General features: G+C 74.2%; 18 protein-coding genes and 1 riboswitch. Of the genes, 9 read left to right on the forward strand and 9 right to left on the reverse strand.

Translation table 11 applies throughout. The features are described from left to right. Nucleotides 1-134 precede the first annotated feature (134 nt). Nucleotides 135-2,072 (reverse strand): anthranilate synthase family protein, encoded by a 1,938-nt coding sequence (locus ACIQOW_RS02510; protein ID WP_401078915.1) that lies wholly within the window; start codon nucleotides 2,070-2,072, stop codon nucleotides 135-137. Nucleotides 2,073-2,376: 304 nt separating this feature from the next. On the opposite strand from ACIQOW_RS02510, the gene ACIQOW_RS02515 reads away from it, so the two are divergent. Beyond that, nucleotides 2,377-3,726 (forward strand): class II 3-deoxy-7-phosphoheptulonate synthase, encoded by a 1,350-nt coding sequence (locus ACIQOW_RS02515; protein WP_401078918.1) that lies wholly within the window; start codon nucleotides 2,377-2,379, stop codon nucleotides 3,724-3,726. 161 nt (nucleotides 3,727-3,887) lie between these two features. Beyond that, nucleotides 3,888-4,169, forward strand: coding sequence for a bacterioferritin-associated ferredoxin (locus ACIQOW_RS02520; protein ID WP_401078920.1), 282 nt, complete (start codon nucleotides 3,888-3,890; stop codon nucleotides 4,167-4,169). A gap of 44 nt (nucleotides 4,170-4,213) precedes the next feature. Here the strand turns inward: ACIQOW_RS02520 and bfr are convergent, their stop codons facing one another. Then, entirely contained in the window at nucleotides 4,214-4,693 is a 480-nt protein-coding gene (gene bfr, locus ACIQOW_RS02525; RefSeq protein ID WP_030239990.1) for a bacterioferritin, read from the reverse strand. A 289-nt stretch (nucleotides 4,694-4,982) separates the two neighbouring features. On the opposite strand from bfr, the gene ACIQOW_RS02530 reads away from it, so the two are divergent. Further along, nucleotides 4,983-5,612, forward strand: a complete 630-nt coding sequence (locus tag ACIQOW_RS02530; protein WP_401078924.1) for a molybdopterin-dependent oxidoreductase — start codon at nucleotides 4,983-4,985, stop codon at nucleotides 5,610-5,612. Nucleotides 5,613-5,646: 34 nt separating this feature from the next. Here the strand turns inward: ACIQOW_RS02530 and pknB are convergent, their stop codons facing one another. From pknB to thiO, 4 genes are all read right to left on the reverse strand, one after another. Beyond that, nucleotides 5,647-7,425 (reverse strand): Stk1 family PASTA domain-containing Ser/Thr kinase, encoded by a 1,779-nt coding sequence (gene pknB, locus ACIQOW_RS02535; RefSeq protein ID WP_401079779.1) that lies wholly within the window; start codon nucleotides 7,423-7,425, stop codon nucleotides 5,647-5,649. Between the two features lie 102 nt (nucleotides 7,426-7,527). Further along, complete coding sequence (locus ACIQOW_RS02540; RefSeq protein ID WP_188300922.1) at nucleotides 7,528-8,325, reverse strand: thiazole synthase; 798 nt, start codon at nucleotides 8,323-8,325, stop codon at nucleotides 7,528-7,530. A 4-nt stretch (nucleotides 8,326-8,329) separates the two neighbouring features. Then, nucleotides 8,330-8,599 carry a sulfur carrier protein ThiS gene (gene thiS / locus ACIQOW_RS02545; RefSeq protein ID WP_401078928.1) on the reverse strand — a complete coding sequence of 90 codons (270 nt, stop codon included), beginning with the start codon at nucleotides 8,597-8,599 and terminating at the stop codon, nucleotides 8,330-8,332. After that, complete coding sequence (gene thiO, locus ACIQOW_RS02550; protein ID WP_401078931.1) at nucleotides 8,596-9,780, reverse strand: glycine oxidase ThiO; 1,185 nt, start codon at nucleotides 9,778-9,780, stop codon at nucleotides 8,596-8,598. Before thiO ends, thiS begins: the two co-directional genes overlap by 4 nt. Continuing rightward, nucleotides 9,775-9,887: riboswitch (TPP riboswitch) on the reverse strand. It overlaps the preceding gene by 6 nt. Before the next feature lie 119 nt (nucleotides 9,888-10,006). On the opposite strand from thiO, the gene ACIQOW_RS02555 reads away from it, so the two are divergent. The 3 genes from ACIQOW_RS02555 to thiE are packed head-to-tail and all read left to right on the forward strand — an operon-like array spanning nucleotide 10,007 to nucleotide 12,276. Then, complete coding sequence (locus tag ACIQOW_RS02555; RefSeq protein ID WP_401078934.1) at nucleotides 10,007-11,215, forward strand: NAD(P)/FAD-dependent oxidoreductase; 1,209 nt, start codon at nucleotides 10,007-10,009, stop codon at nucleotides 11,213-11,215. A gap of 42 nt (nucleotides 11,216-11,257) precedes the next feature. After that, nucleotides 11,258-11,623 carry an Rv2175c family DNA-binding protein gene (locus tag ACIQOW_RS02560; RefSeq protein WP_188295425.1) on the forward strand — a complete coding sequence of 122 codons (366 nt, stop codon included), beginning with the start codon at nucleotides 11,258-11,260 and terminating at the stop codon, nucleotides 11,621-11,623. Beyond that, nucleotides 11,623-12,276: a thiamine phosphate synthase gene (gene thiE, locus ACIQOW_RS02565; protein WP_401078938.1), complete on the forward strand. Its 654-nt coding sequence runs from the start codon at nucleotides 11,623-11,625 to the stop codon at nucleotides 12,274-12,276. Before ACIQOW_RS02560 ends, thiE begins: the two co-directional genes overlap by 1 nt. Before the next feature lie 58 nt (nucleotides 12,277-12,334). Here the strand turns inward: thiE and ACIQOW_RS02570 are convergent, their stop codons facing one another. After that, entirely contained in the window at nucleotides 12,335-13,465 is a 1,131-nt protein-coding gene (locus tag ACIQOW_RS02570; protein WP_401078941.1) for a polyprenyl synthetase family protein, read from the reverse strand. A 197-nt stretch (nucleotides 13,466-13,662) separates the two neighbouring features. On the opposite strand from ACIQOW_RS02570, the gene metF reads away from it, so the two are divergent. Further along, nucleotides 13,663-14,577 carry a methylenetetrahydrofolate reductase [NAD(P)H] gene (metF, locus tag ACIQOW_RS02575; protein ID WP_188295427.1) on the forward strand — a complete coding sequence of 305 codons (915 nt, stop codon included), beginning with the start codon at nucleotides 13,663-13,665 and terminating at the stop codon, nucleotides 14,575-14,577. Nucleotides 14,578-14,806: 229 nt separating this feature from the next. Continuing rightward, nucleotides 14,807-15,706, forward strand: coding sequence for a hypothetical protein (locus tag ACIQOW_RS02580; protein ID WP_401078945.1), 900 nt, complete (start codon nucleotides 14,807-14,809; stop codon nucleotides 15,704-15,706). 11 nt (nucleotides 15,707-15,717) lie between these two features. On the opposite strand, the gene ACIQOW_RS02585 is transcribed toward ACIQOW_RS02580, so the two are convergent. Continuing rightward, complete coding sequence (locus ACIQOW_RS02585; RefSeq protein ID WP_401078948.1) at nucleotides 15,718-17,232, reverse strand: phytoene desaturase family protein; 1,515 nt, start codon at nucleotides 17,230-17,232, stop codon at nucleotides 15,718-15,720. Nucleotides 17,233-17,243: 11 nt separating this feature from the next. Further along, the gene (locus tag ACIQOW_RS02590) at nucleotides 17,244-17,861 is read right to left on the reverse strand and encodes a DUF4126 domain-containing protein (RefSeq protein ID WP_401078951.1); all 618 of its coding nucleotides are present in this window, start codon (nucleotides 17,859-17,861) and stop codon (nucleotides 17,244-17,246) included. A gap of 600 nt (nucleotides 17,862-18,461) precedes the next feature. Between ACIQOW_RS02590 and ACIQOW_RS02595 the strand changes: the two genes are divergently transcribed. After that, nucleotides 18,462-19,037 (forward strand): SAV_6107 family HEPN domain-containing protein, encoded by a 576-nt coding sequence (locus ACIQOW_RS02595; RefSeq protein WP_401079781.1) that lies wholly within the window; start codon nucleotides 18,462-18,464, stop codon nucleotides 19,035-19,037. The last annotated feature ends 15 nt before the right edge of the window (nucleotides 19,038-19,052 follow it).

A 19,052-nucleotide genomic window follows, 5' to 3' on the forward strand; every position in this document is an offset into this window, starting at 1 on the left:
TTTCCCCCGCGGGGTGGTCTGTGTCTGGTCCCGCGTCTCCCCGGGGCGGCCCGTGCCTTTTGGCCCCGCGCCGGCGGCCCCCCGGGGGGGGCGCCCGGGGGGGGGCCCCCCCCCCGGGGCCCCCCGCCGCCGGTTCAGCGCAGGGCGGCCGTCGCCTCGCGCAGCAGGCCGGCCACGATGTCCACGCCGTCGCGGGTGAGCACCGACTCGGGGTGGAACTGGAGCCCCGCGAAGCCGTGCCCGCGCAGCGCGTGCACGTCGCCGGTGACGGCGTCCCGGGAGACCTCGACGCCCTCGGCGGCGAGCCGCACCGCGTCGGCCTCCGGGCAGCGCGCGGTGAAGGTGTTGTAGAAGCCGACCGTCCGCTTGTCTCCGAACAGGTCGATGCGCTCCTGCGCCCCCTGGTACGGGACGGCCTTGCGGCCCAGGGCGAGGCCGAGTTCGGCGGCCAGCAGCTGGTGGCTCAGGCAGACCGCGAGCAGCGGCGAGGTGCGGTCGCCGGAGCGGACGGCGGCCAGGGCGTCCGCGACGATCGGCCGCAGCAGCGCCATCTTGGGGTCGTCCAGGAGCGCCGGGTCGCCCGGGCCGGGGCCGAGCACCAGCGGGCCCCGGTGGGCCGCGACCCGCTCGCGCAGCCCCGGCTCGTCGTAGCGGGCCACCGTCACCCGGTGGCCGAGCGAGCCGAGCAGGTGGGAGAGCATCGAGGTGAAGGTGTCCTCGCCGTCCACCACCAGGGTCGGCTCGGTCTCGGTGATCCCGGCCGCTTCCTGCATCCGCAGCCAGAACGGCGCGAGGTCGGCCCGGCGGGCGTCCAGGGCGGCCTGCACCCGGTGGTCGTCGGCGAGCCTGGGGCCGACCGGGTGGAGCGGCCGGGCGGGGGCGGGCCTGGCACCGATCGCGGTGAGCACCCCGGCGGCCTTGGCGTGGGTCTCGGCGACCTCGGACTCGGGGACGGAGTGGCGCACCAGGGTGGCGCCGACCCGGACGACCAGCCGGCCGGTGGCCGGGTCGATGTCGGCGGTGCGGATGCAGATCGGCGAGTCCAGCAGCTGCCCGCCGCTGGCGGAGCGGCCGATCAGGGCGAGCGCGCCGGAGTAGTAGCCGCGCCCGGTCGGCTCGTAGCGCTTGATCACCCGGGTGGCGTTCTCGACCGGGCTGCCGGTGACGGTCGCGGCGAACATCGTCTCGCGGAGCACCTCGCGGACGTCCAGCGAGGTGCGCCCGCGCAGCTCGTACTCGGTGTGGGCGAGGTGGGCCATCTCCTTGAGGCGGGGCCCGAGCACCTGGCCGCCGAGGTCGCCGACCGTGCACATCATCTTGAGCTCCTCGTCCACGACCATGGTGAGCTCCTCCAACTCCTTGGGGTCGTGCAGGAATCGGAGCAGCGAGTCGAGGTCGGAGCCGCCGGCCGGATAGCGGTAGGTGCCGGAGATCGGGTTCATCACGACGGTGCCGCCGCTCTGCCGGACGTGCACCTCGGGGGAGGCGCCGACCAACACCCGCTCCCCGGTGTGCACCAGGAAGGTCCAGTACGCGCCGCGTTCCTGCTCCAGCAGGCGCCGGAACAGCGTCAGCGCGAGTGCGGGGGAGAAGTCCTCCAGCGTCGCGTGGAAGTCGCGCCGGATCACGAAGTTGGCGCCCTCGCCGTTGCCGATCTCGTCCCGGATCACCCGGCGGACGATCGCCGCGTACGCGTCGTCGTCCACGTCGAACCCGCCGTCGGCGAGGGAGACCGGCAACTCTGGTAGGGCCGCGGTGAGTTCGGCCAGTGGCAGGGTGTGCTGTTCGGTCACCGAGAGGGCCTGGAGGGGGGTGCCGTCGTCGTGCGCCTCGAAGCCGCGCTCGCGGATCTGGCGGTACGGGACGAGCGCGAGCAGGTCGTGCACCGGGCCGCCGTGGGCCGGCGCGTCGCCGCGGACGGGCAGGTCGGCGAGGTGTTCGTAGCTGTCGACGGTGCCCAGCAGCACCTCGACGGTGTCCGGGGCGAGCCGGGGGGTGCGGCGGTGCAGCAGCGCGAAGGCGGGGGCGTCGGGGCCGGTGAGGCGGGTGAGCAGGTCGACGGCGGTGGTCACGGTTACGGCTTCCTTCCGGGCGGGGAGGCGAGGGGCGGTGCGGGGTCCGCTCCCGGAGGGGCCGTCTGCTCAGACGCCGACGGCCGCCCCGAGGGGCGGCCGTCGTGGTTCGTCTAGGAACGCGCGATCGGTGGGCCACCCTTGGGGGAGGCCCACCACCAGGAGAGGTTGTGGGGCGCGTGCATGGTGCGAGCGTAGCGGATGCGGCAGGACGGGTGAGGGCGGTCACGTCTTTGTCCGAGATGTGTCTCATCCCTCGGGCAATGGTCACGCGTCACTCCAGTCACCCCGTAGCCTTGGCAGCGTGACCGCTACGACTGAGACATCGAGGACTGCCCACTCCTGGCAGTCCCTGCCCGCGGCGCAGCAGCCTGAATGGCCGGACCAAGAGGCTCTGCGCAAGACCCTTGCCGAGCTCGCCTCGTATCCGCCGCTCGTCTTCGCCGGCGAGTGCGACCAGCTGCGCGCCCGGCTCGGAGCCGTGGCGCGCGGGGAGGCCTTCCTCCTCCAGGGCGGTGACTGTGCCGAGGCCTTCGACGGTGTCTCGGCGGAGCACATTCGCAACAAGCTGAAGACGCTGCTCCAGATGGCCGCCGTGCTGACGTACGCGGCCTCGGTGCCGGTGGTGAAGGTCGGCCGCATCGCCGGGCAGTACTCCAAGCCGCGCTCCAAGTCGACCGAGACCCGCGACGGCGTGACCCTGCCGGTCTACCGCGGCGACTCGGTGAACGGCTTCGAGTTCACCCCCGAGTCCCGCATCCCGGACCCGGAGCGCCTGAAGCGGATGTACAACGCGTCCGCCGCGACGCTCAACCTGGTGCGCGCCTTCACCACCGGTGGGTACGCGGACCTGCGCCAGGTGCACGCCTGGAACCAGGACTTCGTCCGCAACTCGCCGGCCGGCCAGCGCTACGAGCAGCTCGCCCGGGAGATCGACAACGCCCTGGCGTTCATGAGCGCCTGCGGCGTGGAGCCGGAGGAGTTCAAGGCGGTCGAGTTCTTCTCCTCGCACGAGGCGCTGGTCCTCGACTACGAGACCGCGCTGACCCGCGTGGACTCGCGCACCGGCGAGCTGTACGACGTCTCCGGCCACATGGTGTGGATCGGTGAGCGCACCCGGCAGCTGGACCACGCGCACATCGAGTTCGCCTCGAAGATCCGCAACCCGATCGGCGTCAAGCTCGGCCCGACCACCTCGGTGGACGACGCGCTCGCCCTGATCGAGAAGCTGGACCCGGAGCGCGAGCCCGGCCGCCTGACCTTCATCACCCGGATGGGCGCGGGCAAGGTCCGCGAGCACCTGCCCGCCCTGGTGGAGAAGGTCACCGCCTCCGGCGCCAAGCCGGTGTGGATCTGCGACCCGATGCACGGCAACACCTTCGAGGCGTCCAGCGGGCACAAGACCCGCCGCTTCGACGACGTCCTGGACGAGGTCAAGGGCTTCTTCGAGGTGCACCGCGCGCTCGGCACCCACCCGGGCGGCATCCACGTGGAGCTGACCGGCGACGACGTCACCGAGTGCGTCGGCGGCGGCGACGAGGTCCTGGTGGACGACCTGCACCAGCGCTACGAGACGGCCTGCGACCCGCGCCTCAACCGCAGCCAGTCGCTGGACCTGGCGTTCCTGGTGGCGGAGATGTACCGCGGCCAGTAGGCCCGGTGCCCGTCGGATGTGACGAAGGCCCCTCCGGATTCGGTGTCCCCGAGCCCGGAGGGGCTTTTTCGTACCCGTTTCGCCAGGTAAGGTAAGCCTCAGTGAACTAAGGCAAGCCTTAGTCAAGATCCACTCCGCTTCACCCACCGGGAGAGACCGCGATGTACGTGTGCATGTGCCATGCGGTCACCGAGGACCAGGTGAAGAAGGCGATCGACGCCGGTGCCGACTCCCCGCGCCGGATAGCGAAGGGCTGCAAGGCCGGCACCGACTGCGGGTCCTGCGTGCGCCGGATCCAGGCGCTGCTCGGCGAGCACGGCGCCCGGCCCTGCCCGACCGCCCGGCTGGCCGCGAAGCTCGGCCTCGCCGACCCGCAGGCCCCGGCGGCACCGGCCCCGGCGGCCGCCCCGGTGGTCCCGCTGCGGGCGGCCCGGGCGGCCTGACCGGTCCCCGGCCTCAGGGTTTCCGGGGCCTCGGGGCTCCGGCCTCAGGACTCCGGCTGCTCGATGAGCTGGGCGAGGTAGAGCGCCTCGCCGAGCTTCTCCAGTAGCTCCAGCTGGGTGTCGAGGTAGTCGATGTGGTGCTCCTCGTCGGCCAGGATGTCCTCGAAGATGTTCGCCGAGGTGACGTCGTTCTTGGCCCGCATCACCACGATCCCGCGCTTGAGCCGGTCGATCGCCTCGACCTCGACCTGGCGGTCCGCCTCGAACATCTCCTTGACGGTCTGGCCGATCCGGACGTGGAACAGCCGCTGGTAGTTGGGTAGCCCGTCCAGGAACAGGATCCGGTCGGTGAGCGTCTCGGCGTGCTTCATCTCGTCGAAGGACTCGTGCCGGGTGTACTTGGCGAGCTTCGTCCAGCCGAAGTTCTCCTGCATCTTGGCGTGCAGGAAGTACTGGTTGATCGCGGTCAGCTCGGCGGTGAGCTGCTCGTTGAGGAATTCGATGACCTCGGGATCGCCCTGCATGGTGGTGCCTCCTGCACTCGTCCTGCCGTGGGTCCTGCTCTGGTTCCTGCGTCGGGTCCTGCGTCGGTTCCCGTCTCGGTCCTGCTGCTTCGTCCTGCGCTGCGCATCCTGGCATCGCTTCGGGTGGAAATTCCAGTAAGTTCACACTCACTAGGACATGTGTCGGAATATCCGATTCATGATGAAACGTGCTGGTGGGCCGTCGACTGCTGGTCCGTACGGGCGGGGGCGCGAACCCTCGCAAAGGGGCGCGCACCGGGGCGAGTCCGCCGTCTGTCACCATGGATCCATGGGTCAGCCGAAACACGAACCGCCTCCGCCGTCTGACCCGAGGCTCCCCCCGGGGCAGCGCGCACAGCGCGGCTGGCCCGCTCTGCACTACGGCCCGGTGCCCCGCTTCAAGCCGCTGACCTGGGACCTCCAGGTGTTCGGCGCGACCGCCTCGGCGGAGAAGCACAGCTGGGACTTCGAGGCCTTCAGCGCCCTCCCGCGCACCACGGTCGTCGCCGACCTGCACTGCGTGACCAAGTTCTCCGTGCTCGGCAACACCTGGACGGGCGTGTCGGCCGCCGCCGTGCTCGACCTGGTGCCCCCGGCGCCGGGCGTCACCCACGTCATGGTCTGGGCCGAGTACGGCTACAGCGCCAACCTCCGGCTGGCCGACTTCGCGGACCCCCACACCCTGCTCGCCACCCACCGCGACGGCGAGGCGCTCACCGCCGAACACGGCTTCCCGGTCCGGCTGGTGGTGCCGCGGCTGTACGCCTGGAAGGGCCCCAAGTGGGTGCGCGCGGTGGAGTACATGCGGGCCGACCGGCGCGGCTTCTGGGAGGAACGCGGCTACCACAACCTCGCCGACCCCTGGCGGGAGCAGCGCTACTCCTACCAGGAGGAGCCGGGCGACGGGCCGCTGCGCTGACCCCGACCGGGGGCCGGCGGTGCTGGACCGGCGGCTAGAAGAGCGAGAACTTGACCGTCACCGGGCTGCGCTGCGGCCGCCGCTCGCCCGCCGCCGGGCTCTGGCCGGACGCGGTGACCGCGCCGAACACGTCCCAGCCGCTGGTCTGCATGGTGAAGCCGGCCGCCTGGAGCGCCTTCTGCGCCTCGTCCTTGGTCATCCCGGTGACGTTCGGGACCGCCACCATGCCCTTGCTGACCACCAGCGAGACCGCGGTGTTCTCCTGTAGCAGCTGCCCGGCCGCGGGTGAACTGCTGATCACCGAGCCCTCGGGCACGGTGTCGTCGTAGGCCTCCGTCACGTTGCCCCTGGCCAGCTGGGCGCCGGTCAGCGCCGTGGCGGCGTCGGCGGCGCTCCTGCCGGTGAGGTCGGGCACCGCGATCCGCTTGGGGCCCTTGGAGACAGTGACGGTGACGCTGTCGCTCTTGCGGGTGCGCGCGCCCACCCCGGGGTCGGTGGAGATCACCTGCCCGGACGGGACGGACTCGCTGAACACCTCGACGAACTTCCCGTGCAGGCCCTGCCCGTCCAGGACCCGCTGGGCCTCGGCCCGGTCCCTGCCGAGCACGCCGGGCACCGAGCCGTACAGCCCCTCGGAGATCCCGTAGGTGGCGCCGCCGATCGCCAGCACCAGGGCGGTCAGCGCGGCCGTCCAGATCAGCGGCTTGCGGGGGAGCCGGCGCAGCAGGCCGGGCCGGCGCCGGCGCACCGGGGCGGGCTCGTCGTACGGGCGCGGCTCGGCGAGCAGCTCGTCCATCAGCTCCGGCGGCATGTCCAGCACGCTGGTGCGTTCCTGCGGCGGGGCGTCGGCGGGCCACGGCAGCGGCTCGATCACCGAGGTCGGCTCGCTGGTCGGGTAGCGCGGGCTGGGCCGGGTGGAGGCCGGCGGCTCGGCGTCCAGCTCGGCCGGGGTGAGGGTGCGGCGGACCCGCTGGAGGGCGGCGAGCAGCTCGACCGCGTCGTACGGGCGGGCGTCGGCGGACCGGGCGCAGGCGCCGGCCACGATCGCGTCCAGCCCGGGGCCGACGGCGGGGGCGACCAGCGAGGGGGCGGGGACGTTCTCGTGCAGGTGCTTGTACATGACCTGGACGGGGTTGTCGCCGGTGTGCGGGCGGCGGCCGGTGAGCATCTCGTACAGCAGGATGCCGGCCGCGTAGACGTCCACCCGCTGGTCGGTGGGGGCGTCCGGGAGGATCTGCTCGGGGGCCAGGTAGGAGACCGTGCCCAGGACCGTGCCGCCGGTGGCTGTGCTGGTCGAGGTGGGCGCGCCGTCGGCGGTGCCGAGCACCCGGACCAGGCCGAAGTCGGCGACCTTGACCAGGCCGCCCTCGGTGATCAGCACGTTCTCCGGCTTGACGTCGCGGTGGACCAGCCCGGCCCGGTGGGCGGAGCCGAGGGCGGCGAGCACCGGCTCCAGCACGTCCAGCGCGGCCCGGACGGACAGCGCGCCGCGGTCGCGCAGCAGGTCGCGCAGGGTGCGGCCGGGCACGTACTCCATGGCGAGGAAGACGTGGCCGCCGTCCGCGCCCTGGTCGAAGACGTTGACCACGTTGGGGTGGGTGAGCTTGGCGACCGCCTTGGCCTCGCGGATGAAGCGGGCGGTGAAGCCCTCGTCCCCGGCCAGCGAGGGGTGCATCACCTTGAGCGCGACCACCCGGTCCAGCCGGGTGTCGGTGCCCCGGTAGACGGTGGACATCCCGCCGGTCGCGATGCGCTGCTCGACCCGGTACCGGTTGTCGAGCAGGCTACCGATCAGGGGGTCGTGCAGTGCCATGTCCACCCGGTGAGTCTAGTGCCGCCGCGCCCGGCCGGGCCCGGAGGACACCGCCCGCCGGCCCGGCTGTGCCCGGCTTGTGACACGGTCCCACCGGCGCGTTCAGAACGCCGGGTGCTCCCGGGTGTCCAGATCGGCCCGGCCGGCCATCGCGGAGGAGGCCTCGGCGTGGAAGCGGCGCGGGATGCGGCCGGCCCGGCGGGCGAGCCGGCCCGCCTCGGCGGCGTGCCGCATCGCCTCGGCCATCAGCACCGGGTCCTGAGCCCTGGTCACCGCGGAGGCCAGCATCACCGCGGAGCAGCCCAGTTCCATCGCCAGCGCCACGTCGGAGGCGGTGCCGGCGCCGGCGTCCAGGATCACCGGGACGCCGGCGCCCTCCACGATCAGCTGGAAGTTGTGCGGGTTGCGGATGCCCAGGCCCGAACCGATCGGCGAGCCCAGCGGCATGATGGCCGCGCAGCCGACGTCCTCCAGCTTGCGGGCCAGCACCGGGTCGTCGTTGGTGTACGGCAGGACGGTGAAACCGTCGTCGACCAGAGTCTCGGCGGCGTCCAGCAGCTCGATCGGGTCGGGCAGCAGGGTGCGCTCGTCGGCGATCACCTCCAGCTTCACCCAGTCGGTGCCGAGCGCCTCGCGGGCCAGCCGGGCGGTCAGCACGGCCTCGCCGGCGGTGAAGCAGCCGGCCGTGTTGGGCAGCACCCGGATGCCGTTGCGGGTCAGCACGTCCAGGACGGAGCCCTGGGTGGTGGCGTCGACCCGGCGCATCGCGACGGTGGTCAGCTCGGTGCCGGAGGCGAGCAGCGCGCGCTCCATGACCTCCAGGCTGGGCGCGCCGCCGGTGCCCATGATCAGCCGGGAGGAGAAGGACGTCCCGGCGATGGTCAGAAGGTCGTCGGCCATTGGTTCAGCCTCCCTGTACGGCGGTGAGGATCTCGATCCGGTCGCCGGGGCTCAGTGCCGTCGCGGACCACGAACTGCGCGGCACCACGGCCTCGTTGAGTGCGGCGGCGACGCCGGTGTTGGCGGCGCTGACGGTGGCCACCAGCTCGGCGAGGGTGGTCGTGGCGGGTGTCCTGCGGGGCTCGCCGTTGACGGTCAGGGCGATCTCGTGCGGTGCGGTCCCGTGCGGTGCGGTGCCGTGCGAGGCGGTCTCGGGGGGTGCGGTCTCGGTCATGCGGAGGCCTTCGTCGTGGAGCGGTCGGGGGAGAAGCGCAGCGGCGTGAACGGCCGGGCCAGATCGGGGACTTCACCGGTGGCCAGGTGCTCGGAGACCAGGTCCGCGGTCACCGGGGTGAGCAGCACGCCGTTGCGGTAGTGGCCGGTGGCGGCGACCAGGCCGGGCAGGGCGGTCGGGCCCAGTAGCGGGGCGTTGTCCGGCGAGCCGGGGCGCAGGCCCGCGGAGGTCTCCACGAGCGGGAGTTCGGTGATCCCGGGGATCAACTCGTGGGCATCCCGCAGGAGTTCGTACACCCCGCCGGCGGTGACCGTGGTGTCGTAGCCCTGCTCCTCGGTGGTCGCGCCGACCACCAGCTCGCCGTTCTCGCGCGGGACGACGTACAGGTGCTGCCCGCGGACGACCGCGCGGACGTTGCGGGAGAGGAACGGCCGGTAGGACTCGGGAACGCGCAGCCGGAGGATCTGGCCCTTCACCGGACGGATCGCGGGCAGCACGTCCTGCGGCAGGCCGGGCAGCCGGTGGCTGTGCGGGCCGGCGGCGAGGACGACCTGCCCGGCGGTCACCGTCCCGCCGGTGCTCAGCCGGGCGCCCACCGCGCGGCCGCCCCCGACCAGCAGCTCGACCGCCTCGGCCCGGTGGAGCAGGACGCCCGCGCGCTCGCAGGCGGCGGACAGGGCGGTGAGCAGCCGGCGGGGGTCGACCTGGTGGTCGTCGGCGACGTGCAGGCCGCCGCGCACGCCGGGGGCGAGCATCGGTTCGAGCCTGCGGGCCTCCCGGCCGGTCAGCCAGGTCGAGTCCAGGCCGAGCCGCTGGTGGAAGGCGTGCAGTTCGCGCAGCTCCGCGCGGTCGTCGGAGTCCTGGGCGACGGCGATCGTGCCGCAGCGGCGGTAGCCGGTGTCCAGGCCGCCGCTCGCCTCCGTCAGTTCGGCGGCGAACGCCGCGTACCGCTCGTTCGAGGCCATCCCGAGGCGCAGCAGCGGCTCCTCGCCGTACTGGAGCTCGGTGACCGGGGCGAGCATCCCGGCCGCGACCCCGGCGGCGCCGTGGCCGGGATCGGGGTCGACCACGACCACGTTCCGCACGCCGCGCTGCGCGGCCCGCCAGGCGACGGCGAGGCCGATGATGCCCCCGCCGATCACCAGGACGTCCGTGCGGGCGCCCGGTAGCAAGCGTGACAAGGCTGCTCTTCTCCCTTCGCCGGTATGACCCGGATCAGGTTCGGACGGTCGCAGGCCGTGTCAGCCCGCCTCTCAGCCCGGTGCGCCGGGCTCCCGTGTGGTGCTCCCACCATAACGCCGGGGGTCGGCCCGGCCGAAGGCCCGTACGCAGGGCGGACGGGGGAGGGGCCGCGGGCCCGTACGGGGGACGGGACGGCCCGCGGCCGCCGTCCGGCCGCTGGGTACAGTGACGGGCGTGGCAGAGCTGAGCGCAACGGATCAGGTGGTCGTCGTCGGAGCCGGGCTGGCCGGGGCGCAGTGCGCCCTCAAGCTGCGGCAGGGCGGGTGGCGGGGACGGATCGCGCTGGTCGGCGAGGAGCCGCACGCGCCGTACGACCGGCCGCCGCTCTCCAAGGACGTGCTGCTCGGCAAGACCGACTCCACCGCCCTGGACATCGACTACGACGGGCTCGGCATCGAGCTGCTCACCGGCCGCCGCGCCACCGGCCTCACCCCCGGCGTGCTGCACACCGACGCCGGCGACCTCCCGTACGGCTCGCTGGTGATCGCCACCGGCGCCGTCCCGCGCGCCCTGCCCGGAGCCGAGCGGGCGCACCTGCTGCACACCCTGGACGACGCCCTGGCGCTGCGCGCGCTGCTGCGCCCCGGGCTGCGGCTGGTGCTGGTCGGCGCGGGCTGGATCGGCGCCGAGGTGTCCACCGCGGCCCGGGCGGCGGGCTGCGAGGTGACCGTGGCCGAGGCCGGTCCGGCGCCGCTGCCCGGCGCGCTGCCGGCGGAGATCGGCTCGGCGATGGCCGCCTGGTACGCCGAGGCGGGCGTGGACCTGCGCTGCGGGGTGGGCGTGGCCGCCGTCGAGCCCGGCGCGGTGCTGCTGGCGGACGGCTCGCACCTGCCCGCCGACGAGGTGGTGGTCGGCATCGGCGCCCGGCCCGCGACCGGCTGGCTGGCCGGCACGGGGGTCGAGCTGGACGCGGCCGGCGCCGTCGTGGTGGACGGGCGGCTGCGCACCTCGCTGCCCGGGGTCTTCGCGGCCGGCGACTGCGTCAGCTACCCCTCGGCCCGGGCCGGCGCCCGGCTGGCCGTCCAGCACTGGGACCACGCCCTGCAGTCCGGCGAGGCGGTGGCCGCCGCCGTCCTGGGCGCGGACGCGCCGGCCTACGACCCGGTGCCGTACTTCTGGTCCGAGCAGTTCGGGCGGATGGTCCAGTACGCCGGCCGGCACGCCGAGGGCGACGAGCCGCTCCGGCGCGGCAGTCCGCAGGACGTCGGCTGGTCGGTGCTCTGGCTGCGCGACGGGGTGCCGAGCGCGCTGCTGACCGTGGACCGGCCGCGCGACCTCACCCAGGGGCGGAAGCTGATCGAGCGCGGCACCGCGCTGGACCCGGCCCGCGCGGCCGACCCGGCGGTGCCGCTGAAGGCGGCCGTCGCGGGGTAGCGCCTGGTGCGCGGTGGGCCGTGGAGGTGGCAGTCTGGTGGCGTGAGTGAGATCGAAAGCAAGATTGAAGCCCTGGTCACCGACTGGATGTACCTGCCCGACATCTCGGAGCAGTGGGGGGTCCGGGTCACCGAGGTACGTGACCTGGTCAAGAACGGCGGCCTGATCGCCGTACGGCGCGGGCCGAACAAGTCGCTGCAGGTCCCGGCGGCGTTCATCGACGGCCCGGGCCTGGTCAAGCACCTGTCCGGCACCCTGACCGTCCTGCGGGACTGCGGGTACGACGACGTGGAGATCCTGGAGTGGCTCTTCACCGAGGACCCGTCGCTGCCCGGCAGCCCGATCCAGGCGCTGCGGGAGAACCGTGGCACCGAGGTGAAGCGCCGCGCCCAGGCGATGCTGATCTGATGGCGGCGGACACGCCGCGCACCCGGCTGGCCGACGCCCGGCTCTACCTGTGCACCGACGCCCGTCGGGAGCAGGGCGACCTCGCCGACTTCCTGGACGAGGCGCTGGCCGGCGGGGTGGACATCGTCCAGCTGCGCGACAAGGGCCTGGAGGCCAGGCAGGAGCTGGAGGTCCTGGAGGTCCTGGCCGACGCCTGCCGCCGGCACGGCAGGCTGCTGGCCGTCAACGACCGCGCCGATGTCGCCCACGCGGCCCGGCCGGACGTGCTGCACCTCGGGCAGGACGACCTGCCGGTGCCGGCCGCCCGGGCGATCCTCGGCGAGGACGTGCTGATCGGGCGTTCCTGCCACGCCGAGTCCGAGGTGGACGCGGCGATCGACGAGCCCGGGGTGGACTACTTCTGCACCGGTCCGGTCTGGCCGACCCCGACCAAGCCGGGCCGCCCGGCGCCGGGCCTCGGCCTGGTCTCGTACGCGGCGAAGCGGACCACCGACCGGCCGTGGTTCGCGATCGGCGGGATCGACCTCGGCAACCTGGACGAGGTGCTGGCCGCCGGGGCCCGCCGGATCGTCGTGGTCCGGGCCATCACGGCCGCGGCGGACCCGCGGGCGGCCGCCGCCGAACTGTCCGGCCGGGTGCGCGCCGCGCTCTGACCACCCGGGTTCTGACCCACCCGGGCCGTACGGCGGGCCCGGAGGCCGCCGCCGTCCGTCAGTACTTGCGGACGGTGGCGGCCTCGGCCAGTGCCAGCAGCACCGTGCGGGCCCGCTCGTCGGCGAGCGGCGCCGCCTCCAGCGCGGCCAGCGACTGCCGCATCAGCTCCTCGATCCGGCGTTCCACCAGCTCGGGGGCGCCGCTGCGGGCGATCAGCCCGCGCAGCCCGGTGACCTCCTCGGCCGCGAGGTCCGGCGCGCCGAGCCGCCCGTCCAGGTGCCGGGCGTCCGCGGCCGACAGGCCCCGCATCGCGTGCGCGACCAGCAGGGTGCGCTTGCCCTCGCGCAGGTCGTCACCGGCCGGCTTGCCGGTGACGGCCGGATCCCCGAAGACGCCGAGCAGGTCGTCGCGCAGCTGGAAGGCCTCGCCCAGCGGCAGCCCGAACGCCCCGTACGCCTCGACCAGCCCGGGACCGGCGCCGGCCAGCAGCGCGCCCACCTGGAGCGGCCGCTCGATGGTGTACTTCGCGGACTTGTAGTGCAGCACGGTCTGCGCCCGCTCCAGCGCGCCCTCGTCCGTCGAGTCGCCGGCCACCGGCTCCAGCACGTCCAGGTACTGGCCGAGCATGACCTCGGTGCGCATCAGGTCGAACACCGGCTTCGCGGCCAGCGCCGCGGCCGGGTCCAGGCCCGAGCGCAGGAACAGCTCGTCGGACCAGATCAGCAGCAGGTCGCCGAGCAGCACCGCGGCGGAGGTGCCGTACTGCTCGCGGTCGCCGCGCCAGCCGCTGTCGCGGTGCAGCGCCTCGAAGCGGCGGTGGATCGAGGGCAGGCCGCGGCGGGTGTCGCTGCGGTCCATCAGGTCGTCGTGCACCAGGGCGCTCGCCTGGAGCAGCTCCAGGGCGGCGGCCGCGTTGGCGATGCCCTCGCCGGTGGCGCCCCCGGCCGGGCCGCCGGCGCCGCGCCAGCCCCAGTAGCAGAAGGCCGGGCGCAGCCGCTTGCCGCCGTCCAGCAGGAAGTCGCGCAGCGCGTCGGCGGCGGGGACCAGCTGGGGCGAGATCTTGCCGAGCAGCACGGACTGGCCGTCGATGAAGGCGGCGAGCGCGGTGTTGACGCGGGTGCGGACGTCCTCCGCGTCAATGGGATTGGCCGCGCTGGGGTTGGCCGGCCGGGTGCTGGACGAGGTCACGATGGGGCTCCGCTGGTTCGCTGGGGTGCAGCAAGCGTAGCGGGGCGACTGGGAACGGATGTGCGAGCGGCGGCGCCGGGGGCGCTCCCGGAGGTGCCGCGGAGAGGCGCCGGGCGAACCGGAACGCCGTCCACTTGTTGTCTCAATAAATGGACCTGGGTTGTCCGGCCCCTTCGAACGCCGGATAGCCTGCCAGCATGGCACTCGGCATCGCTTCCACGAGGACGGATCGCGCACTGACGGTCCGCGAACTCCTGACGGCCGGCAAGCGCTCCTTCTCCTTCGAGTTCATGCCGCCGCGCACCGAGGTCGGCGAGCAGAAACTCTGGGACGCCATCCGGCGACTCGAACCACTCGACCCCAACTTCGTCTGCATGACGTACGGCGCGGGCGGCTCCTCACGCGAACGCACGGTCAACATGGTGGGCCGGATCGCCACCGAGACCACGCTGACCCCGGTCGCCCACCTCACCGCGGTCGACCACTCGATCGCGGAGCTGCGCAACATCATCGGCCAGTACGCCGACCAGGGCGTCCGGAACGTCCTCGCGGTCCGGGGCGACCCGCCCGGCGACCCGATGGGCGAGTGGGTCAGCCACCCCGAGGGCGTCACGTACGCCTACGAGTTGGTGGAGCTGATCAAGGGCATCGGCGACTTCTGCGTGGGCGTCGCCGCCTCGCCGAACATGCACCCGCGTTCGACCGACTGGGACGACGACATCCGGCACTTCGTGGCGAAGGTCCGCTCCGGGGCCGACTACGCGATCACCCAGATGTTCTTCGAGGTGGACGACTACCTGCGGCTGCGCGACCGGGTGACGGCCGCCGGCTGCGAGACGCCGATCATCCCGGAGATCATGCCGGTCACCAACGCCAAGCAGCTGGAGCGCTTCCCGCAGCTCAGCGGTTCGGCCTTCCCCGCCGACCTGGAGGCCCGCCTGCGGGCGGCCATCGACGACCCGGCGGCGCTGCGGGCCATCGGCATGGAGCACGCCACGGCGATGGCCGAGCGCCTCCTCGCCGAGGGCGCGCCCGGTCTGCACTTCATCACGCTGAACCACTCGACGGCGACGCTGGAGATCTACCAGAACCTGGGGCTGCACCAGCGCTGAGCGGCGGGCCCGGCCCGGCGCCGGGAGACCGGGCCGGGCGGGTGTCTCCGCGGCGCCGGCGCCGGGTGTTCACGGGCCCGTCACCGTACCGACGGTGGCGGGCCCGGACGTGTGCGGCCGGTGTCCGGGGGGTGGGAACGCGATGCGGTACCCCGGCCGTTGAACCGGTACAGTCGCCGCACACGCGCGGCGCACACGCGTGGGCACGCGAGCTGGAGGTAGCGGGCGGATGGGCATCGGATACCTGCTGCTGTACGTCGCGTTGGCGGTGGTGGCGCTCTGGCTGGTCGCGGAGGTGCTGCTGCAGAACCGGGCGCCGCTGCACTGGCGGGCCCTGGCCCTGACCGGCTTCCTGGGCGTGGCCGCCGGGATGAGCCTCGGGTCGGTCGTGGTGATCGGGGCCGGCGCCGCGCTGTTCGCGGTCGGCCAGACCTTCGTCACCCTTTCGGTCAAGCGCGGCCACCAGGCCGGCTGGTCGCTGCGGAAGTCCGACGGCAGCCTGCCGGGCCCGCTCGCCAAGGTGCCGCTGCTCGGCGCCCTCACCGGCGGCGCCGCCGCGGTGGCGGCGGCCGCGGTCGCCCGGAAGCGGATCGGCGAGGTCAGCGCGGTCGAGGAGACCCCGGCCGCGGTGCCGGTGCAGGTTCCGGTACCGGACGAGCTCCCGGCGGAGGTGCCCGAGGTCGAGCAGACCGCCGCCTTCGAGATGCAGGAAATCGCCCAGGACGGCGTCTACGCCACCTCGTACTACGAGCAGCAGCCGCAGATCCCGCAGCAGCCCCAGGACCCGTACGCCGCCACCTACCAGGGCGGCTACGACCAGCAGCAGTGGCAGACCCAGCAGCAGCCCGCCTTCGCCTACGACCAGCAGCAGCCCTACGGCGGCTACCCCCAGTACCAGCAGGACCCGTACGGCGGCTACCCGCAGCAGCAGGGCCAGCAGCAGGACCAGTACGCCGGCTACCAGCCGCAGCACCAGCAGCCCTGGGACCCGAACGCCCAGCCCCAGCCCCAGCAGCACGAGCAGTGGCAGCCCCAGCCCGAGCAGCACACCCAGGGCATCCCGCAGCAGCCGGTGTACGACCAGAACTACGGCTACCAGCAGCAGGACAACACCTGGCACCAGGGCTGAGCCGCAGGCCGTCAGGCCGGGCCGATCAGGCCCGCGGCGATGCAGGCCGACATGCCGACGCGGGCCAGCCCGCCGCCGGGGTGGGCGTTGCCGCCGACCAGGTAGAGGCCGGGGACGGGGGACTCGTTGGCGGCGTGCAGCCCCGGAAACGAACAGGCGAGCACCGGGCGGGCGACCGAGCCGCCGAGGGCGCCGGTCTCCCTGCGGGTGTCCTCCGGGGTGCGCACGACCCGCCACAGCACCCGCTCGCGCAGCCCCAGGCCGGCCGCGTCCACGTGGGCGAGCAGCCGGTCGGCGTAGCGGTCGGCGACGCCGGGGGCCGTCCAGTCGACGTCGCCCTGGGCCGGGACGGTCGCCGTCAGCACCACGCTCTCGTGGGCGTCGTCGGGCCGCAGCGACGGGTCGTCCGGGCGGAGCACCTGGACGGTGGGGCGTTCGCAGGGCGGCTCCGAGAGGGTGAGGGCGTTCTCCTCGGCGGCCGGGTCGGCCGCGTGCACCACCGTCCGGTGCACGGTGCCCTCGGGCCGGGGCCCGCGCAGGGCCAGCAGCACGCTGAACCGGCCGGGCACCTCGAACGGTTCCCACCCGTCGGGCTCCGTCCCCGGCCACTCGGCGAGGCCGTGGCGGAACAGCGCGGCGGTGTCCATCGCGGAGACCACCAGGTCGGCGTCGATCCGGCCGTCCGCCGTCTCGACCCCGCGGGCCCGGCCGCCCTCGACGACCACCCGGGTGACCGGGGTGTCGAAGCGGAACCCGACCCCGCGCAGTTCGCAGCGCCGGTACACCGCGTCCGCGAGGGCGCGCAGGCCGCCCCGGACGTACCAGACCCCGAAGGACTGCTCCATGTACGGCAGCACGGTGGCCCCGGCCGGGGCCTGGCCGGGCGGCAGGCCGTACCGCAGCGCGGCCTCACCCAGCAGGGCGGTCAGGCCGGGGTGGCCGTCGAGCTGCCGCCGGGCGACGGTGTCGAGGGTCCACCGGACCGGCTTGCGCAGCCGGGCCAGGCCGGTGCGCGGCGGGACGGGGTACGGGTCGGCCTCCAGGACGGCCCGGTCGGCCGGGGACAGGACGCCGCGCTCGGCCGGGAGCGGCTCCTCCAGCAGCGGGCGGCGGGTGGCCTCCCAGACCGTCCGGCCGTGGTTCATCACCTCGCTCCAGCGGGCGCCCGAGCCCGCGCCGAAGGCGGCGTCCAGGGCCTGGCCGACGCCGCCCCTGGAGGCGTTGGGCAGGGTGACGGCGGTGCCGTCGGGGAACAGGTGCCGGCTCTCCGGGTCGACCGGGGCCAGCCCGACCAGCTGCTCCAGCGGCTCCCTGCCGGTCTTCAGCGCGAGGTCGCGGTAGACCGCGGGGAGGGTGAGCAGGCCGGGCCCGGTGTCGAAGGCGAAGCCCTCGCGCTCGTACCGCCCGACCATGCCCCCGTACGTGCCGCCGGCCTCGCAGACCGTCACCCGGTGGCCGAGGGTCGCCAGCCGGGAGGCCGCCGCGAGCCCGCTCATTCCTGCGCCGATGATGACGATCTGTGCCATGGCACCTGATCCTAGGTCGGCCGGGCGGGCGATCCGTCCGCGGCCGCCCGGGCGGCCCTGCGTTCGCGGCGGCGGGCCCGGAAGGCCCGGATCCTGCTGACCGCGAGCCAGACCAGCAGCAGGCCGACGGCCAGCACCACGCCGGCGACCGTGGCGGCCAGCCAGGGGTGGAAGATCGCCAGGGTGACCAGGCCGGCCACCGAGAGGTCCTCCGCCATGCTGACCACGATGTTGCTGAGCGGCTCGGGGGAGGTGTTGACGGCCATCCGCAGCGAGGCCTTCACCAGGTGGCTGACCAGCGCCGAGGTGCCGCCCATCGCGCCGGCCGCGACCTCGCTGAGCGAGCCGGGGTCGTTGCTCGCGATCAGCACGCCGACGGTGGCACCGGCGATCGGCCGGATCACCGTGTGCACGGCGTCCCAGACGCTGTCCACGTACGGGATCTTGTCGGCCACCGCCTCCAGCGTGAACAGCACGGCGGCCACGAGCAGCACGTCCGTGCGCTCCAGCGCCTGCGGCACCGAGTCCGCGTCGGCGAACCTGCCCAGCAGGCCGAGCAGCAGCACCACCGCGTAGGCGTTGATGCCGCTGGCCAGTCCGCTGGTGAAGATCAGCGGCAGGACCGTCATCGCGTCCCCCTCCTCGTGGTCATCGCGTCCCCCTCCTCGGAACCCGGGCCGGTTCCGCCGGCCCCGCCGTACCGTACCGGCAGCCGGGACGCCGTGGGCGCGGGTCGCGGTTCCGGCGGCCGGCGTGCGGCGGACTGAGTACGGATACTCAGATCCCCGGTTGAGTACGTCAACGGATGGCCCCCGACCTGCGGAGACGGGAGAGTGGTGGCACCCGGGAGGGCGGCGCGTCGGGCGCCGGGCCCGCCCGGGCGGCGGATCCGTCCGTCTCCCGGCAGCGAACGCCGGGGGAGTCGGGTGGACGGTCCGCCACGGGGCTGGTCACGGTCCCCGCACCGCCGACACGGGGCGGCGGAGCGGGCCGGGGGGAGACCGGCCGCGGGGGGAGTTCGCCACCGCCGCCCCGGGGGGAGCGGCGGAGCGACGGCACGGCGGCGGCGCGGACCGGGGGAGGACCGCGCCCGCCGCCGCTACGCCCGTTTCCGGCCCGTTCCCGGGGAATGACGGCGGACGGGGCCGGATTGTCAGTGGTGCCGTTCACGATGGAGGGGCACGGGCCACCCGGTCCGCGCGCTGCCTCGGAAGGGGGAGACCATGACCATCAGTCACCCTGAGCCCGTCACCGCCCGCCTCCGCTCCGCCGCCCTGCCGTACCTGCCGGGTCCGTCCGGTGCACGCCCCGCCGGAGGGGACGTCCACCCCGTGCTGCGCCGGATCGCCGCTCCGCCGGCCGCCCTCGACCTGCTCGCCGACGCCCACCGCACCCTCGCCGGGGCCCGCGCCCTGGACGATCCGCTGGAGCGCTACGCCACCGCCCACCTGGCCGCGCTGCGCACGGTGGCGGCCGTCCTGGCGGTGCGCGGCCGCCCGGAGAAGAGCCCGCGCCGGCGCAAGGCCATCCGCAGCGCCTGGGAGGTGCTGCCCGAGGTGGCCCCCGAGCTCGCCGAGTGGGCGCTCTACTACGGCGCGGGGGCCCGGCGCCGGGCCGCCGCCGAGGCCGGGATCCGGGGCGCCGCCTCGGCCCGCGACGCCGACGACCTGATCCGCAACTCCGCCCTCTTCCTGCGCCTGGTCGAGCGGCTGCTGGGCCTGCACGCAGCCCCGCCCGCGGCAGGACCGCCGCCGGACGCCGACGAGCCGCCGGGCGCGGGCGGGCAGCCCGCCGGGCCGGTCTAAGGTGGAGGCAACCTG

Origin of the sequence: Kitasatospora sp. NPDC091335 (assembly GCF_044757205.1) — a bacterium.
Classification (GTDB): Bacteria; Actinomycetota; Actinomycetes; order Streptomycetales; family Streptomycetaceae; genus Kitasatospora.

What these genes read in the sequence shown, in the direction of transcription:
- ACIQOW_RS02585 (WP_401078948.1), bottom strand. Translation starts at nt 17,232, where the DNA reads ATGGCACAGATCGTCATCATCGGCGCAGGAATGAGCGGGCTCGCGGCG.
- metF (WP_188295427.1), top strand. Translation starts at nt 13,663, where the DNA reads ATGGCACTCGGCATCGCTTCCACGAGGACGGATCGCGCACTGACGGTC.
- ACIQOW_RS02530 (WP_401078924.1), top strand. Translation starts at nt 4,983, where the DNA reads ATGGGTCAGCCGAAACACGAACCGCCTCCGCCGTCTGACCCGAGGCTC.
- ACIQOW_RS02540 (WP_188300922.1), bottom strand. Translation starts at nt 8,325, where the DNA reads ATGGCCGACGACCTTCTGACCATCGCCGGGACGTCCTTCTCCTCCCGG.
- ACIQOW_RS02590 (WP_401078951.1), bottom strand. Translation starts at nt 17,861, where the DNA reads ATGACGGTCCTGCCGCTGATCTTCACCAGCGGACTGGCCAGCGGCATC.
- bfr (WP_030239990.1), bottom strand. Translation starts at nt 4,693, where the DNA reads ATGCAGGGCGATCCCGAGGTCATCGAATTCCTCAACGAGCAGCTCACC.
- pknB (WP_401079779.1), bottom strand. Translation starts at nt 7,425, where the DNA reads ATGGCACTGCACGACCCCCTGATCGGTAGCCTGCTCGACAACCGGTAC.
- ACIQOW_RS02520 (WP_401078920.1), top strand. Translation starts at nt 3,888, where the DNA reads ATGTACGTGTGCATGTGCCATGCGGTCACCGAGGACCAGGTGAAGAAG.
- ACIQOW_RS02580 (WP_401078945.1), top strand. Translation starts at nt 14,807, where the DNA reads ATGGGCATCGGATACCTGCTGCTGTACGTCGCGTTGGCGGTGGTGGCG.
- thiE (WP_401078938.1), top strand. Translation starts at nt 11,623, where the DNA reads ATGGCGGCGGACACGCCGCGCACCCGGCTGGCCGACGCCCGGCTCTAC.
- thiS (WP_401078928.1), bottom strand. Translation starts at nt 8,599, where the DNA reads ATGACCGAGACCGCACCCCCCGAGACCGCCTCGCACGGCACCGCACCG.